16 protein-coding genes and 1 pseudogene are annotated in these 15,561 nt (G+C 69.4%); 11 read left to right on the top strand and 6 right to left on the bottom strand.

What is annotated here, in order from left to right; genetic code table 11:
- The first annotated feature begins 487 nt into the window (after positions 1–487).
- The 4 genes and pseudogenes from ACIQVT_RS01410 (at position 488) to ACIQVT_RS01425 (ending at position 4,938) form a co-directional block, all read left to right on the top strand.
- Complete coding sequence (locus ACIQVT_RS01410; protein WP_403745782.1) at positions 488–715, top strand: hypothetical protein; 228 nt, start codon at positions 488–490, stop codon at positions 713–715.
- 708 nt (positions 716–1,423) lie between these two features.
- Positions 1,424–2,656: a serine hydrolase domain-containing protein gene (locus ACIQVT_RS01415; RefSeq protein ID WP_403745784.1), complete on the top strand. Its 1,233-nt coding sequence runs from the start codon at positions 1,424–1,426 to the stop codon at positions 2,654–2,656.
- 163 nt (positions 2,657–2,819) lie between these two features.
- The gene (locus ACIQVT_RS01420; RefSeq protein WP_403745786.1) at positions 2,820–3,524 is read left to right on the top strand and encodes an SMI1/KNR4 family protein; all 705 of its coding nucleotides are present in this window, start codon (positions 2,820–2,822) and stop codon (positions 3,522–3,524) included.
- Positions 3,525–3,683: 159 nt separating this feature from the next.
- Positions 3,684–4,938, top strand: a pseudogene (locus tag ACIQVT_RS01425) (IS701 family transposase).
- A gap of 39 nt (positions 4,939–4,977) precedes the next feature.
- On the opposite strand, the gene ACIQVT_RS01430 reads toward ACIQVT_RS01425, so the two are convergent.
- Positions 4,978–5,583, bottom strand: coding sequence for a TetR/AcrR family transcriptional regulator (locus ACIQVT_RS01430; RefSeq protein ID WP_403745788.1), 606 nt, complete (start codon positions 5,581–5,583; stop codon positions 4,978–4,980).
- Between the two features lie 69 nt (positions 5,584–5,652).
- Between ACIQVT_RS01430 and ACIQVT_RS01435 the strand changes: the two genes are divergently transcribed.
- Positions 5,653–6,546 carry an NADP-dependent oxidoreductase gene (locus ACIQVT_RS01435; RefSeq protein ID WP_403745789.1) on the top strand — a complete coding sequence of 298 codons (894 nt, stop codon included), beginning with the start codon at positions 5,653–5,655 and terminating at the stop codon, positions 6,544–6,546.
- Between the two features lie 643 nt (positions 6,547–7,189).
- Here the strand turns inward: ACIQVT_RS01435 and ACIQVT_RS01440 are convergent.
- The gene (locus tag ACIQVT_RS01440; protein ID WP_403745791.1) at positions 7,190–7,777 is read right to left on the bottom strand and encodes a TetR/AcrR family transcriptional regulator; all 588 of its coding nucleotides are present in this window, start codon (positions 7,775–7,777) and stop codon (positions 7,190–7,192) included.
- Positions 7,778–7,872: 95 nt separating this feature from the next.
- On the opposite strand from ACIQVT_RS01440, the gene ACIQVT_RS01445 reads away from it, so the two are divergent.
- Positions 7,873–8,616 carry an SDR family oxidoreductase gene (locus tag ACIQVT_RS01445; RefSeq protein WP_403745793.1) on the top strand — a complete coding sequence of 248 codons (744 nt, stop codon included), beginning with the start codon at positions 7,873–7,875 and terminating at the stop codon, positions 8,614–8,616.
- 152 nt (positions 8,617–8,768) lie between these two features.
- Here the strand turns inward: ACIQVT_RS01445 and ACIQVT_RS01450 are convergent, their stop codons facing one another.
- On the bottom strand, positions 8,769–8,921 hold the full coding sequence (locus ACIQVT_RS01450; protein ID WP_403745794.1) for a hypothetical protein: 153 nt from the start codon (positions 8,919–8,921) through the stop codon (positions 8,769–8,771).
- 1,084 nt (positions 8,922–10,005) lie between these two features.
- Between ACIQVT_RS01450 and ACIQVT_RS01455 the strand changes: the two genes are divergently transcribed.
- From ACIQVT_RS01455 to ACIQVT_RS01475, 5 genes are read left to right on the top strand one after another with little or no spacing between them, the layout of a single operon-like run.
- Entirely contained in the window at positions 10,006–10,674 is a 669-nt protein-coding gene (locus ACIQVT_RS01455) for a DedA family protein (RefSeq protein WP_403745797.1), read from the top strand.
- Positions 10,671–11,279 (top strand): phosphatase PAP2 family protein, encoded by a 609-nt coding sequence (locus tag ACIQVT_RS01460; protein ID WP_403745798.1) that lies wholly within the window; start codon positions 10,671–10,673, stop codon positions 11,277–11,279. The genes ACIQVT_RS01455 and ACIQVT_RS01460 overlap by 4 nt, the downstream gene beginning before the upstream one ends.
- Entirely contained in the window at positions 11,276–12,007 is a 732-nt protein-coding gene (locus ACIQVT_RS01465; protein WP_403745799.1) for a phosphatase PAP2 family protein, read from the top strand. Before ACIQVT_RS01460 ends, ACIQVT_RS01465 begins: the two co-directional genes overlap by 4 nt.
- Positions 11,961–12,626: a response regulator transcription factor gene (locus tag ACIQVT_RS01470; RefSeq protein ID WP_403745800.1), complete on the top strand. Its 666-nt coding sequence runs from the start codon at positions 11,961–11,963 to the stop codon at positions 12,624–12,626. Before ACIQVT_RS01465 ends, ACIQVT_RS01470 begins: the two co-directional genes overlap by 47 nt.
- Entirely contained in the window at positions 12,623–14,008 is a 1,386-nt protein-coding gene (locus tag ACIQVT_RS01475) for a sensor histidine kinase (protein ID WP_403745802.1), read from the top strand. The genes ACIQVT_RS01470 and ACIQVT_RS01475 overlap by 4 nt, the downstream gene beginning before the upstream one ends.
- On the opposite strand, the gene ACIQVT_RS01480 is transcribed toward ACIQVT_RS01475, so the two are convergent.
- From ACIQVT_RS01480 to ACIQVT_RS01490, 3 genes are all read right to left on the bottom strand, one after another.
- Entirely contained in the window at positions 13,989–14,342 is a 354-nt protein-coding gene (locus ACIQVT_RS01480; protein ID WP_403745805.1) for a hypothetical protein, read from the bottom strand. The genes ACIQVT_RS01475 and ACIQVT_RS01480 overlap by 20 nt on opposite strands.
- Before the next feature lie 5 nt (positions 14,343–14,347).
- Entirely contained in the window at positions 14,348–14,512 is a 165-nt protein-coding gene (locus tag ACIQVT_RS01485) for a hypothetical protein (RefSeq protein ID WP_403745807.1), read from the bottom strand.
- A gap of 151 nt (positions 14,513–14,663) precedes the next feature.
- On the bottom strand, positions 14,664–15,503 hold the full coding sequence (locus ACIQVT_RS01490) for a hypothetical protein (RefSeq protein ID WP_403745809.1): 840 nt from the start codon (positions 15,501–15,503) through the stop codon (positions 14,664–14,666).
- Between the last annotated feature and the right edge of the window lie 58 nt (positions 15,504–15,561).

The raw sequence follows: 15,561 nt of genomic DNA on the forward strand, positions 1-15,561 counted from the left end.
GACGACGCACCGGGCGGCGAACTGCGCTGGCGTCGAAGGCGCAGACGTCACGACGCTGCCGAGCGGCGGCGGCCAGGCCGGCGGGACAGCCCGGCCGGGCATACGGGACGGTGGGACGGTGGGCCGGGCCGGGGACCGCCGCTCGGCCTGCCCCATACCGCCACCGTCGTGCCGCTCGCCGAGCACGACATCGCGGCCACGTACAGCGTTGATGAAAGGCGGGCGTGACCGCCCTCGGCGACGCGCATGATCCGGGCACCGTCATGTGGGCAGAAGGATGGATGGACAGCCCAGGCCGACGCCCTGGGCGACCAACCATGACGGACGGATTGAGGAGGACGACAGCGGCTGAAACCCTCACCGCAGGAGAAGCCGCATGTGCGGAACGCCGTGCGACGCAAGCACCGCACGGCGCTGATCTGGACACTGACATACCGCCGGGGCGCGCCGCCCGCGTCCGGCCTCGAGCGCAGACAGGAGACCGCCCATGACCGCCATACCCCAGAACCGCGACTGGACCCGTATGAAGCGCGCCGACTTCGACGACTGCGCCCCGCTCGACCTGGTCGACGCAGCCGTGTGCCGGCCGATACCTGCGGTGCCCGACGAATGCGGGACACAAGCGCTGTTCGGAAGCGACCCGCAGCCCGCGCGCACCCGCCGCACTCGCACGCCGGCCCCGGCGCCCACCGAGGACACCGACACGCTGTTCTGAGACAGTCTCGAATGCAGACATCCCATTCGCGGTGTCCAAGCCCACATCCCACGCGGGGGCGTGCGGCGGACGGGTGGCAGGCGCACCCGAAGCAGCGACCCGACTGAGCGGCGAGCCCGGCACACGGCGAGGTCCTGGCGGCCTTCGAAGGCTCTGTCGCTGTTGCCCTGCGGGATCTGGGCCAGGGCGGACGCCCGCCTGGCGCAGGGGCAGGGGCAGGGGCAGGGGCAGGGGCAGGGGCAGGGGCAGGGGCAGGGGCAGTTGGATGGTCGCGATCTGGGCTTGGCGCAGCAGGGCGAGGGTCTGCTCGCGACGACCCCGGTAGGGATCTTGATCCCGGGAGCAGTCGACGGCAACCGCACCCCTTCGACCAGCTCGTGGACTGGGACCCGGAGCGGTAGGACGCGACGGCACGCCGCGTCCTGCGCTCCACCCGCTGAGCGGCGCTTTACGCCACGTCGGACTTCGACCGGTACCGGTCGAAGTCGCAGCCCCTGCCGCGGTACCGGCGCCCGGGCTTGGAGGCTGGGGCGTTGCCAAGCCAGGGGCTGACCCGCAGTCACCTGTGAGGGTGCGGTCCGGGTTCGCTCAGGGGCGTTCCCTGATGAGCCGGGCTGTCGGCTTGGATGAGACTCGTGGCTGGGCCGTTCGACCGCCGGTCCCACCGCCACAGCTTTGGAGAGCCTCACTGTGAACTGCGTTGCTGTTATGACCCGTTGGACCACCATGGCCGTGTCCGGCGCCGTGCTGGTCGCCCTGGCCGCAGGTATGGCCCCTCCCGCCTCCGCCGCCACCCCGGCTCCGGCGCTCACCGCCACGACCGGTGCGCCGCTGCCCGGGCTCGACCCGGCCAAGCTCCAGGCAGCCATCGGGGGCCTGCCGAACGCGGACGTCACCGGCGCGCTGCTGCGGATCACCGGTCGCGCGGGTCACTGGTCGGGCACCTCCGGCGTGGGCGACCTGGAGACCGGTCAGGGCGTCCCATCCGACGCGCACATCCGGATCGGCAGCATTTCGAAGGTGTTCACCGCCACCATCGTCCTCCAGCTCGCCGCCGAGCACCGGATCGACCTGGACGAGCCGGTCCAGCAGTACCTGCCGGGGGTCCTGCCCGCCGGCCTCCCGTCGGTCACGGTCGGCCAGTTGCTCAACCACACCAGCGGCCTGCCGCGCGGCGCCGCCAGCGCGGACTTCGGCGACGGCAGCCCTGAATGGTTCGCCGCCCACCGCCTCAAGAGCTTCACCCCGCAGCAGGTGACCGACCTGATGTCCGGCCAGCCGATGCAGTTCGCGCCGGGAACGGCCCAGCAGTACAACGGGATGAACTACTACGTCGCCGGCCTCCTGGTCGAGAAGATCACAGGGAACACCTTCGCCCACGAGGTGCGGTCCCGGATCACCCGGCCCCTCGGACTGCACGACACCCGCGTCCCCGACGCCGACGACCCGCGCCTGCCCGGCCCGCACTCCCACGGCTACCTGACGGTCACGTCCTCGGACGGCACCACGCACCCGGTGGACGTCACAGAACAGAGCCCCTGGCCCTGGGCCGAGGGCGGCATGATCTCCACCCCCGCCGACCTCGACCGTTTCATGACCGCTCTCTTCCACGGCCGTTTGCTGCCGCCGGCCCAGCAGGCCGAGCTCTTCACCGTCCCCGACGTCCCCAGCTTCCACAGCAGCCAGTGCCGCACCGAGGCCGACGCCGGCCGCGCCTGTATGACCATGGGCATCATGAGGGTGAAGGCCTCCAACGGCGTCGTGGTCTGGGGCAAGACGGGCTCTCGCCCCGGCTACACCAGTGGTGTGTTCGCCACCCGTGACCTCTCCCGCAAGGTCGTCTACTCCGTCAACCCGACCAACCTCAACGGCACCGAGATGCGCTACATCCAGCAGATTGCCGCCGCCTCCTTCGGCACCTTGGTCCCGGCCACAAACTGATCCCACCCATCCAGCCGACAGACAACCCCGGGGCCGTCGGCCCCGGGAACTCCCCTAGTACTCCAGCCGTAGATCGTGATCTTCGTCACCGGGCTGTTGCGGTGGCCGCCAGCGCCTGGGCCAGGCCGACGCGACTGTCGGTCGACCGGCTATCTTGCCGGTCATGCAGGCAGTGAACTGGGATGAGGTGCGGGATCGGACCGTCGCTCTCTACGCGCGGCAGAGCTCGTGTCTCGGCACACAGGAGCTCCCGGAAGTCCTGAGCGAGACACAGGTGCGCCAGGCTGAGGAACAGTTCGGCGTGGAGTTCCCCGAGGACTACCGCCAGTACCTGCTGCATGTCAGCGCGGGCGGCCGGGTGCGGAAGCTGCAGTTCAACGGGTCGCGCTGGGATTGGGAAGACGCTCAGTACGGGGACCACGAGAAGCTGCATGTCCCCTTTCCCGACCATGACACCGCGCTGGCGGCAAGCGAGGACGCGTGGGACCACCAGCCGAAGCGGGAGGACTACCTGTCCGATGCGGCCTACCAAGTTGATCACAACGCCTGGCAGGAGGCCGCATATGCGCTCGAAGCCGCTCGGGTCACCGGGGCCGTCTTTCTCCACGACGATGGCTGCGGCTTCTACACACTTCTCGTGGTCAGCGGGCCCATGCGAGGGACCATGTGGTTCGACGGGCGCGCAACGTGCGATCGCCTGAACCCGCTGCTCACCGATGACCGCCGAGCCGCGACATTCGCGGAGTGGTACCTCGACTGGCTCGCCCACGAGGAGTCGCTGACGACGTCCGATCAGCGCCGTGCCGCGCGCCAGAGCTGGGACGCAGGCGTAGGCACGCCCATCTGGTACCGCTGGTTCGACTCGTAGATCCAAGACCCATAGTGGTCTCGCGATCTCGCTGGTGGAGGCCGCGCGAGCATGGGTGCGGCCACCACTGATCATCAGTGTGTGAAGACTAACGATCTTGCGGTGGCCGCGGGGGACAGCGTAGTACCGGCCCGATGGCAGACGGTGTTCGAGGACCTGATGGCGCGGATTGCGGGACGATTCAGCCGGGTCGAACCCGGCGTCGGGCAAAGCAGTTGCTGCTCGGACTGATGGCGGACCTGCCCCGGAAGAACTGCTGGACCATCGCCGAGCACGCCGGGGACACCACCCCGGACGGCCTGCAGCATCTGCTCGGCCGGGCCAAATGGGACGCCGACCTCGTTCGCGACGACCTGCGCGCGTTCGTACTGGAGCACCTGGCCGACGACCAGGCCGTGCTGGTGGTCGACGAGACCGGCGACCTGAAGAAGGGCAACCGCACCGTCGGAGCCCAGCGCCAATACACCGGCACCGCCGGGCGGATCGAGAACGCGCAGGTCGCCGTCTACCTGACCTACACCTCCAAGCACGGACATGCTGCTGTCGACCGCGCGCTCTACCTGCCCAAGTCCTGGACGAGCGACCCGGAACGCTGCCGGCAGGCCGCCGTCCCTGAGGAGTTGCTCTTCGCGACGAAGCCGCAGCTCGCCCAGTTGATCGAGCGCGCCCTGGACGCGGGAGTTCCAGCCGCGTGGGCGGCCGGCGACGAGGTCTATGGCGACAACCCGAAACTCCGTGCCGCCCTGGAGAAGCGCCAGCTCGGCTACGTGCTGGCGGTCTCCAGCACGCACCGCGTCCCCACTCCGGCAGGCCCTCAGCGCGCCGACCACCTAACCAAGAAGATCCCCAAGCGGGCCTGGCAGAAGCTGTCCGCCGGACGCGGTGCAAAGGGCCACCGTTGGTACGACTGGGCGCAGGTCGCCCTCACCGCTCCCGGCCTGGCAAGCCAGCAATACCTGCTGATCCGCCGCAACCGGCGTACGGGTGAACTCGCCTACTACCGCTGCTATTCGCCCCGCCCGGTGCCGCTGTCCACGCTGGTCGAGGTCGCGGGAAGCCGTTGGACGGTGGAGGAGACTTTCCAGAGCTCGAAGACCCTGGCCGGGCTGGACGAGCACCAGGTCCGCCGCTGGGATTCCTGGCATCGCTGGGTGACCCTTGCCCTGCTCGCACACGCCTTCCTTGCCGTTACTGTCGCCCTCGAACGCCGCGACCAACCCCGAGTGACGACGGCACAAGCCCTGACGGGCTGATCCCGCTCACCCGCAACGAGATTCAGCGCCTGTTCACCGCTCAGCTTGCTCGACCAGTCCAAGACCCAGTCCAGCGATGGCGCTGGTCCACTTGGCGACGACGCCACCAAGCCCGAGCCCGTCGCAGCCACTACCGACGCCAAGCCGAACTTCAGCCATGAAGATCACGATCTACGGCTGGAGTACTAGGCAACGTCCGACTACGGTGCGGCCGTGCCGGTGGGGTTTGCGGAGGGGTGGGTGACCTCCCAGGCTGCTTCGATCATCCGGAAGATCTCGTCCACCGCGGCCTTCGGATCGGCCGCCTCACGGGCCAGCGAATGGGCGTCGATCACGAACCTCGCGATCGCCCGGCAGGCCGTCGTGGTCCGTGACAGGTCGGGGTGGGCGGCGATGGCCGTTGCCAGCGACTCCGCGTGGCGCGATTTCATCGACTCCTCGTACTTCCGCAGAGCGGGTGATGCGTCGATCATGCGCCAGATCGGGGCGGCGTTGCCCGCCGTGCAGTGGCGCACCAGGGCCTGGATCTCGCGGCGCAGCGCGGGGATGAGCGGCTCGTGGGGTGCCCGGTCGGTGACCGCCCGGGCGAGGCGCTGCTGGAAGTCGTCGTCCTGCTCGAATACCAGGGCCTCTTTCGAGGCGAAGTGAGAGAAGAGCGTGGTGACGGCCACATCGGCCTCTGCGGCCACGTCACGAATGCCTACGGCGTCGTACCCCCGTTCCAGGAAGAGCTGAAGGGCGACGTCAGCGATCTTCTGGCGGGTCACGGCCTTCTTGCGCTCACGGCGTCCGGTCGGCACGGTCATACGCTCACACTATCAGGTGCAAATCAATAACGAGTACAAAAGCCTATCCGTTAGTGTTATGGTCGTCGCATGAAGAAAGTGAGCTTCGCCGAGTTCGGCGGTCCGGACGTCCTGCAACTCATAGATGCCGAGGAGCCCCACGCAGGCTCCGGCCAGATACGCATCGCCGTGCGGGCGGCGGGCGTGAACCCCGTCGACTGGAGGATCCGTGAGGGTCAGGTCCTGGGGGCCCATCCGATCGAGTTGCCCTCCGGAGTGGGGCTGGACGCCTCCGGGGTGGTTGACGAAGTCGGTGATGGCGTCGACGGGGTCAAGGTCGGCGACCGGGTGTTCGGCGAAGGTTCGAGCACATATGCCGAGTTCGCCGTGTTGTCGGCCTGGGCCCGTATGCCCGAGGCGCTGACGTTCGAAGAGGCAGCCGGGTATCCCTCCGTGGTGGAGACCGCGCTGCGCGTCATCCGCGAGGTCGGTGTGCAATCCGGGCAGACGCTCCTGGTCAGCGGTGCGTCCGGAGGAGTCGGTTCGGCGGTGCTACAGATCGCCCGTGACCGCGGCATCAGGGTGATCGGCACGGCTGGGGCCGCGAACCAGGACTACCTGCGGAGCTTGGGTGCCCTCGCCACGACCTACGGCGAGGGCTGGGTCGGGCGGGTGCGGGAGCTCGGCCATGTCGACGCGGCTCTCGACCTGGCCGGCTCGGGCGTGCTCCGCGAACTCGTCGACCTCACCGGGGATGCGCACAAGGTGATCTCCATCGCCGATCTCGGCGCGCCGGAGCTCGGCGTCCCATTCTCCGGCGTGGCCGGGAGCATGCCGGCAGCGCTCACCGAGGCCGTCGGCCTCATCTCGCAGGGAAAGCTCCACATCCCGGTCGAGAAGTCGTACACGCTCGCCCAGGCCGCGGCGGCGCACACCGACAGCCACGCCGGTCACACACGGGGGCGCCGAGTTCTGGTGGTCTGAAGCCGGCCAAGCGTTGCCCTCACGCGGAAAGTGAGGGGAACGCCAGCCAAGATCTCGCTACTTCCACGGATGAGCCGACGCACGATGGGTGTCACCACTGGTATCCACCGAACTGCGGCTCCAGCCAGGCGAAGCACAGTGGATGTCACCGATACGGCACGCTATCTGCCCCCAGCAGCTCGCGAAGCAGAGCCGATGTCACTATCTCTGCGCAGCCGCAGCCGCAACCGCAGCCGCCTGAGCCGCGCCCCCACGCCTTACCCGCACATGGGACAGCGTCCATGGGGCCGAAGGCAGCAGCATCAAATCCCGTACGCGGGGTCCCGATCGTGCTGTTCCCGGTGGCGGTCGTGAACGGCGTGCATACCCGGCTCGTTGACCTCCCCGCTGCACACACCGTCCACGAGACCGTCCCGTACGCGTTCGCCGCAGCTGTCAACGGGTTCCTCAGTTCGCTGTGAACCTAACCGGATGAGGCCCTCAGCCGGTAAGTCACCGCAACGGCCCACGCAACCTGAGCCAGAACCCGAGTTCGGGCAGCACTTGTCGATCACTGAGCAGGGAAATGTCGATGAGAACTGACACCGCTCGGTGGCGGAGTCGACGTCTCTCCTCTGTTGTTCGGTGACGCTGTGATTGCTCTTCAGGATGTCTTCGGGGTTTGCTGCCCTCGCCGGTCCGCGTCCGGTCGGCGAAGGCCCTCGAGGATGACGTTCATCAGAGGTCGTGCTGTTGGTTCCCATTCATCTCGGTCCAGTCGGCCGAGGTAGGCGATGAGCAGGAGGACCCCGCGGGCGTCCACGTCCGCGCGGATGGAACCTGCCGCTTTCCCGGCGTCCAGCAGGTGGGTGAGAGCGCCTTCGATGGGGTTCTGGCTGTGGGCGACAAGGTCTTGCCACGCTGCCGGCTCGATCACTGCCAGGACGCCGTATTTGGTCTCGGCGTAGTCGATCACTCGGTCGAGCCAGTGACGCAAGGCTTCCACGGGCTCGTGTTCCGCCAGCAGAGCGGAGGCGGCGGCCACGAGTTCATCGACGTCACGCCGGTAGACCTCGGCGAAGAGCGCTTCGCGGTTGGGGAAGTTCCGGTACAGCGTTCCCTGTCCTACACCGGCGCGCTTGGCGATCTCGTTGAGGTGGACGTGGTGGGACTCGGCGAGGGCTGCGCGAGCAGCCTCAACGATGCGGGTCCGGTTCTGCACCGCATCCGGACGGCGTGCCGGCGCATTCATGAGCCTCTCCTGATCTTCCGGCTCCGACAAGTGGACACGTGTCCGGTAGGCTGGCCCGGCCAGCGGACACGTGTCCACTTTACTTGGAGGCAGTAATGCTTTCCCTGCACGGCAAGATCATCGCTGTCACCGGAGCGAGTGGCGGTATCGGCGAAGCCACGGCCCGGCTACTCGCCCGGCGCGGCGCCACGGTCGTCCTCGCGGCGCGCCGCAGCGAGCGCATCGACGCCATAGCGCAGGAGGTCCGGGAGCAGGGCGGCCGTGCGGCCACGTGCGTCGTCGACGTCACCAAGGCCGAGGACCTGCGGCGCCTGGTCGCCACCACCGTCGATCGGTACGGCCGTATCGACGTACTGGTGAACAACGCCGGCATCGCGCCGATCAGCCCGCTGGCCGACCTCGACACCGAGAGTTGGTCGGCCATGATCGATGTCAACCTTCGCGGCATGCTCAACGGCGTCGCCGCCGCGCTGCCGGCCTTCCGCGAGCAAGGCTCGGGCCACCTGGTGAGCATCGTCTCCGTGGCCGGCCTTTCCGGCGTTTCCCCCTCGATGGCCGTCTACGCCGCGACCAAGAACGCGGTGCGCACCGTCCACGAGGGACTGCGAAGGGAGTCCACCGACGGGGTGGTGCGCACGACAGCCATCTCGCCGGGATACATCCGCACCGATCTCGCCGACTCCATGGCAGACCCGAACATCCGTGAGCAGACGCGCAAGAACATGGACGCGGTGGGCATCCCTCCGGCGGCGGTCGCCCGCGCGGTGGCCTTCGCCGTCGAACAGCCCAGCGACGTCGAGATCGGCGAGATCAACGTTCGCCCGACCGTCCAGGCGTGACAGTTGCCGTCACCGGTCGCATGAGACGACCACCGGCCGCTTGCACAACGCCACCGCATGGCCGGGCGTCCCGACGAGCAGAACACAACACCGCACCTGGCTCCCGGCCTCGGCGGGAGCGACGCCTCCCAGTGAAGTGAGTCCCAGTACGGTCAGCCCGCCTTCCCGTCCTGGGCAGCTGACTGGGCTTGGGTCATGGCGAGGCGGTACGAGTCGATGCCTGTCTCGATCACGTCGCCGCCGAAGGAGGCGGGCCGACCGGTCTCGAACGGATCGTCCGGCAGCGGCTGCGACAGCCGTTCCACGGCGAAGACTCACCGATCGCCCCGGGCCGCGACCGGATGCGGCGATGGTCGTCCTCGGCGCCCCACCTCTCGACCTTCGCGTCGAGTTGGGCGAGGGAGGCGACTTCCGCGACCGGAACCAGGTGGTTCCGCCTGAACCAGCCGATCCGGCCTTCCACACGGAACGCGGTCCACCGCTCGTTCTTCATTCGAAGAAGGCTTCCTGACCGCAGGAGGCGAAGATGCGGTGCACCGCCTTGCCGGAGTCCGACAGGCGTATCGCGAACAGGAACCTCCTCGACCTGCTCACCGGCCAGACGGATCGTCACGCCCCCCTAAGTCGAACTCGGCTTACGGCCCCCGGCGTGTGGGTCTGCGGAATGAACGTGTCGAGTGGACCGTGTCCCGCCTCGATTCGTATCTGCGGGTGGCGAGTCTGCATGCAGGTGTGAGCCCGCGTTCGGCGTTTGGCCATCCATGTCGCGGTGCCGGCCCGCAGTCCTGACGTCGTGCGGGTGCCGGAGTCGCTGCCGCTGTCGTAGGCCGGCCTGACCCGCCACCAGTTGCTGTGGGCCTTGTCGGCGTACACGGTGCCCCCGCGGTGGAGCAGGCCGAGGACCGTCCCGGAACCCGGCCCCGTGTGGAGTCGGACACCGTCAGCGGTCACCTGGTGGCTGCGCAGGCTGGGCCGCGGCCCGGCGGCAGGGGAGGCAGAGGCGTGCGGCAGGCAGGCGGTGCTGGCGAGGCGGCTGTCGGCGCGCAGGAGGATGAGTCGTCGCATCATGCCGGGGCCATCCCTCATCCGGGTGGCCGCCGTTACGGCTGCCACGGCGCGCAGCGGTTCGGGGCGTTACAGGCCGGCCCGGACGCCGCCCACGGCAGGCGCAGCGGGATAACCAGCATGGGGGAGGGGGTCTGTGTTGTGCCGCCGCTCACAGTGCGGCCATCACGGCGGCTCCAGCTCGCCCGCCGGCCGGCGATTGTCCTTCTCGACGCTCATGGGACGGTCCTCACCCCGCTATCGTCTACGCTACCGTATACGGTCTACATGACTGTAGACGATAGGGCCGTGTCACCCGGCGGCCCGTAGGAAAGGACTCATGCAATGACCACACCCGGGGTCCTGTCGTCGCAGCTAGCGGTGAATCCTCTCGACGCCCAGTCGCTGTTGGCGGCCTTCGGTGTGCTGGGCGTCGCCGTCGTGATGTTCGCCGAGACGGGCCTACTGATCGGTTTCTTCCTGCCGGGAGACTCCCTACTGTTCACCGCGGGCCTGCTGTGCACGGGCACGGGGCAGCACGGGGTGCGTCTGTCGGTGGGGCCGCTGCTGGCCGCCGCGGCCATCGGCGCACTGGCCGGAGCCCAGTGCGGCTATCTCATCGGGCGCCGCGCGGGCGGTGCCCTGCTGGCCCGCAGCCGCTCGGCGCGCCTGCGCGAGGGGACGGAGCGGGCTGAGGAACTGCTCACACGCTACGGGCATGCGAAGGCGATCGTGCTGGCCAGATTCGTGCCGGTGGTGCGGACCGTACTCAACCCGCTCGCGGGTGCGCTGGGCGTGCCGGTCCGGGTGTTCACCGTGTGGCAGGTGGCCGGTGGGCTGGTGTGGAGCTTGGGCCTGACCCTGGCGGGATACGCGCTGGGCGCCTCCATTCCCGACGTGGACCGCTATCTGCTGCCGCTGGTCGCACTGATCGTGGCGGTGTCACTGATCCCGCTCGCCCTCGAGTTGTACCGCGGCCGGCGGCGCGCCAAGGCCAAGGAGGCTCGCGGATGAACCTCGCGTTCGGCGGGGCGTCGATCGACGGCTCCGCCTACCGGGACGTGGTGGACCTCGCGCGGCACTCCCCGGGCTGGTTGGACTCCACCATCAGGGTGTGGTCGACGTTCGGTCTGGCGGTGTTCGCCCTGCTCATGCTGGCCGGCTGGTGGCGGGCGCGGCAGGTGGGAGCCGGACGCGCCTTGACGGCGCTGGCCGTGCCGGTGGTCGTGGTCCTGGCGTACGGCGTCAACGACGCCCTGAAAGCCGTGGTCCACGAGGACCGGCCCTGCCGGACACTTCAGGTGCGCACCCTGGAGGCGTGCCCGGCGCACGGGGACTGGTCCTTCCCCAGCAACCACGCGGCCATCGCCGCCGCGGCCGCCGTGGCGCTGCTGTTCGTCTCGCGGCGGCTGGGCCGGATCGCCTGCCTGGCCGCGGTCACGATGGCGGCCTCCCGGGTCTGGGTCGGCGTGCACTATCCCCACGACGTGGTGGCCGGAGTGGTGGTGGGCGCGCTTGTCGCGCTCGGGTCGATGTCGCTGTTGTACGCCCGGTCCGCGATTTTGGCCCGGCGGCTGACCGCAGCCGCTCCCCTACGTGCGCTGCTGTCGGCCTCATGAACCGAAGGGACGTCGCCGAGGTGGCGGGCAGCGTCGGCCTCGGCGCGTGGGCGGCCTTCACCGTGCTGGCGCTGGTCGTCACCGGCCGGGCCGGCGCACCGCTGTGGCTGGACGACACATTCCTCATACGGTCAGTCGGCCACCGCCCGGAGGAGGCCTTGGCCCTGGCGCGGGGAGTGACCGCCACCGGCACCGGCACCGTCCCGTACCTTCTCGCGGCGCTGGCCGGAGCGGTCGCGGGTCGCACGCAACGGACCCGGTTGCTCGCCTCCGCCCTCGGCCTCGCCTGTCTCGCCGTGGGTCAGCTCCTGCGCTATGGCGTGATGGAGTCGATCCAGCGGCCGCGTCCGCCGCGGAGCCACTGGACGACACACGCGAGCGGCTGGGCGTTCCCCTCCGGCCACACCACCACGGCCGCCCTGTCCGTCGGGCTGCTGATCGTCGCGCTCACCCTGCGCGCCCCCCGAGGGGGAACGGCTCTGCGGATCGCGGTGTGCGGCTGGGGCCTACTGGTCGGGCTCACCCGGGTCTATCTGGGAGTGCACTGGTTCACGGACGTCATCGGCGGCTGGCTGTTCGCCGCCGGCTGGCTGGGGATGTGCCTGTGTGCGGCCGCCCACTGGCTGCCTGCTTCCCTGCTCACCGACATGATCACCTCGACTTCGATACCGACGGAGGACCATGCGACAGAGGATCCTGGTCGTCGAGGACGATCACGCTCTGCGTGACCTGCTGCGCCGCGGCCTGTACGAGGAGGACTTCGACCCGGTTCCGGCCGCCGACGGCGCCACCGCCCTGCGCCTCGCCACGGACGACGTCGCGGCGGCCGTACTGGACGTCGGTCTGCCCGACGCCGACGGGCGGGACGTGTGCCAGGCGATGCGCGCCAACGGCTTCCTCGCTCCCGTGATCTTCCTGACCGCACGGCACCGGCTCACCGACCGACTGTCGGGTTTCTCCGCCGGGGGCGACGACTACCTTCTCAAGCCCTTCGCCCTCGCCGAACTCGCCGCCAGGCTGAGAGCCGTCCTCAGACGGACAGCCGCCACCTCGACGGCGGTCTCGGCCGGTGATCTGGTCCTGGACGCGGTGGACCACAGCGTGACCGTGCACGGCGCCCGCGTCACCCTGTCGCCCACAGAGTTCCGGCTGCTGGCCACGCTCCTCGCCGCTGACGGGATCCTCGTGCGCCGCCGTGACCTGGTGCGGGCCGGCTGGCCGGAAGGTGCGCACGTCAGCGACAACACCCTGGACCAGTACCTGAGCCGGCTGCGTCGCAAACTGCGGGAAGCGGGCAGCGGATTGACGATCGGTACGGCGCGCGGCATCGGACACCGCCTGTCATGAACCGTGCCTGGCGTGTCCTGCGGCGCCTCACCCCGCGCACTCTGCGTGGCCGCCTCTCCCTGGTGGCGCTGACCACCGCGGCCCTGCTCATGACGATCCTGACCATTGTGTTCAACGCCGTGACGGACCGGCACCTGGAGCACCAGGCGGACGACGAACTGCGCAACCGGGCGGCAGCGGTGGCCACGACCGTCGACACCACCGGATCCCATGTGCGCGTCCTGGAAACCGTCAACGACCGCCTCCTGGACGCCAACGTGTGGATCTACGCCGGAACGCGTCGGCTGGAGAGGCCGCCGGCCGCCACGGCCGGCGGGCCTCCGGCCCGAGCCGCCGACCGGCTGGCCGCCCAGCTGAAGGACGCCTGCGCGATTGTCCGGGCACACGGTGATCGACCCGTCCGGCTGTGCGCCCAGCGCGTCCCCGGCCGCCGCGCCACCGCCACCGTCGTCACTGCCCTGGATCTGACTCCGTACCGCAGTTCGGCCGACACCCTGCTGGTGGGATCACTCGTCCTGGACGCCGTGATGCTCGGCTGCACCTACGTGCTGACCCGCCTGGCCGTCGGCCGGGCACTGCGCCCGGTGCGGAGGATGACCGACCAGGCCACGCAGTGGAGTGCCGTGGGCTCGGACGAGCGCTTCGGCACGGAGGACCACCCGGCCGAACTCGCCCGCCTCGGTGCCTCCCTGGACGCACTTCTGGACCGCATACGCACCGTTCTGCGCCACGAGCAGCAGCTGACGGGAGAGCTGTCCCACGAACTGCGTACGCCGCTCACCCGGATCGTCATGGAACTCGACTGGTGGCGGGCCCACCCCCGCACGGACGCCGAGACCCTCACCACCCGAGAGACGATCGCCGAGGCCGCCGAGTCCATGCGCACCATCTGCGACACGCTGCTGAACGACGCCCGCGAGAACGCGCTGAACCCGGCAGCAGTCCCCGGAACAACCGACGTCCTGCCGGTACTGGGCCGCCTGCTCCAGCGCCTCGACATCCCTGACCAGGTGAAGACCGCGGTGGAGGCGCAAGCACCGGTGCTGGAGGCGGGTGTCGCCCCCGCTCTCCTCGAACGCCTCCTCCACCCCCTGCTCACCAACGCCGCCCGCTACGCCCACTCCCGCGTGACCGTCTTCGCGCGGCGTGTCCCGGGCGCCGTGCGGATCGATGTCGTCGACGACGGCCCCGGTGTGCCGGAGACGTTCGCGGACGAGCTGTTCCAGCCCGGCCGGCGCGCCGACCCCAGCGACGGGCACCACGGCGCGGGCCTGGGACTGCCGCTCGCGCGCCGTCTGGCCCGCGCCGTCGGCGGTGAGGTCTCGTACGACCCCCTGCACACGCCGGGGGCCAGCTTCACGGTCACCCTGCCCGCTGGATGACCGGGTTCTGTCCCTCCGTCCGGCGTTCCCCCATGTGGGCGTAGACCATCAGCCCGAACAGGACGGCGAGGAGGACGGCGGACGAGCCGGCGGTACCCAGATCCAGGCCGCCCTTGGCGACGGGCTTGGTGAGGAAGTCACCCGCGGTGGCGCCCAGCGGCCGGGTCAGGACGAAGGCGATCCAGAACAGCAGCACGTTCGGCACCACGGGCACCTTCATGAGCACCACCAGCACGGCCAGCACTCCGGTCACGAGGAGCGCGCCGCCCAGGTAGCCGAGGCCGGAGCTGTCGGAAAGGAAGTCACCCATCGAGGTGCCGAGGGTGTTCGACACGAGGATCACCGCTCCCTGCGGATAGCCGAGGCCCACGCCCTGCGGACCCCAGCCCAGTTTGGTCGCACCCAGAATGCCGACGTGACCTCGGGCAGCTTCTTCATCACCGACTCGGTCGCGGTCGACGTGGCCGCCACGTCGAGGTCGGTGACGCCCTCTGGATTCTCCATCCGATGCCTTCTGCCCGGTCGAACGACAGGGCACCCGCCCCGCGTGACGGGTCGAGCGCCCTGTTGGAAGTGCCGGCCGCCGACGCGACCGTGAGCTCCGACCGTGGCACAGGATGCCTGGAGGCATCCTGAACACCCGCCGTGTGCCAGATCAGGCCGCGCCTCGAGCAGCAGACTCAGGGTCGGCGACATCCTTGCGGGTCACACCCAGATAGACGACCAGGCTGAGGATGACGGCCAGGAACAGCGCGCTGGTGATCACGGTGCCCAGACCCAGTCCACCGTCACCGGTGGGCTGGGAGAGGTAGTCGCCTATGGAGGCGCCGAGGGGCCGGGTGAGGATGTAGGCGATCCAGAAGCTCCACACCGCGTCCAGGCCCAGCGCGAAGTGTGCGACGGCCACCGCAGCGATGGCCGCGGCGAACAGGACGGTGGACAGCCAGTACCCGAGATCCATGCGCTCGGAGAGCAGGTCGCCGGCCGCGGTGCCAAGGGCGAAGGTGAACAGCACCGCGAGCCAGTAGAAGGACTCTCGGCTGGTGGTGTCGATGCTGTGGATGGACAGTGTCCGCTCACGCCGGTACCAGACCATGAACACGATCGCGAGGAGGATGGCGAACACCGTCGTGCTCGTCTCCAGCGGCACGCCCATGTTGTCGGTGAGGTTGTCACTGATCAGGGTGCCGACGACGCTGATCAGAGCCACGGCGAGCCAGTACACGCCGGCCCGGTACGCCTTGGTACGGAACTGCACCACCAACACCACGGCCAGCAGCGCGCTCATCAGCACCGACACACCGGTCAGACCCAGGCCGGCCTTCTCGTTCAGCAGATCGGCCGCGGTCTCCCCGACCGTCGTACACAGCACCTTGACGATCCAGAAGTAGAGGGTGACCTCGGGCACCTTGTTCCAGCGGACCCGGTGTCGCGCCGGAACAGCGGGGCCACCTGCCTCGGGGACGGCGGATGTCTCGGACGTTTCGTATGTCATGGCTCACGAGAGTGACACCGGAAACCTGAACACGTCCTGAGTGCTCGCGCGGCACCGG

Origin of the sequence: Streptomyces sp. NPDC100445, assembly GCF_044759735.1 — a bacterium.
Classification (GTDB): domain Bacteria; phylum Actinomycetota; class Actinomycetes; order Streptomycetales; family Streptomycetaceae; genus Streptomyces.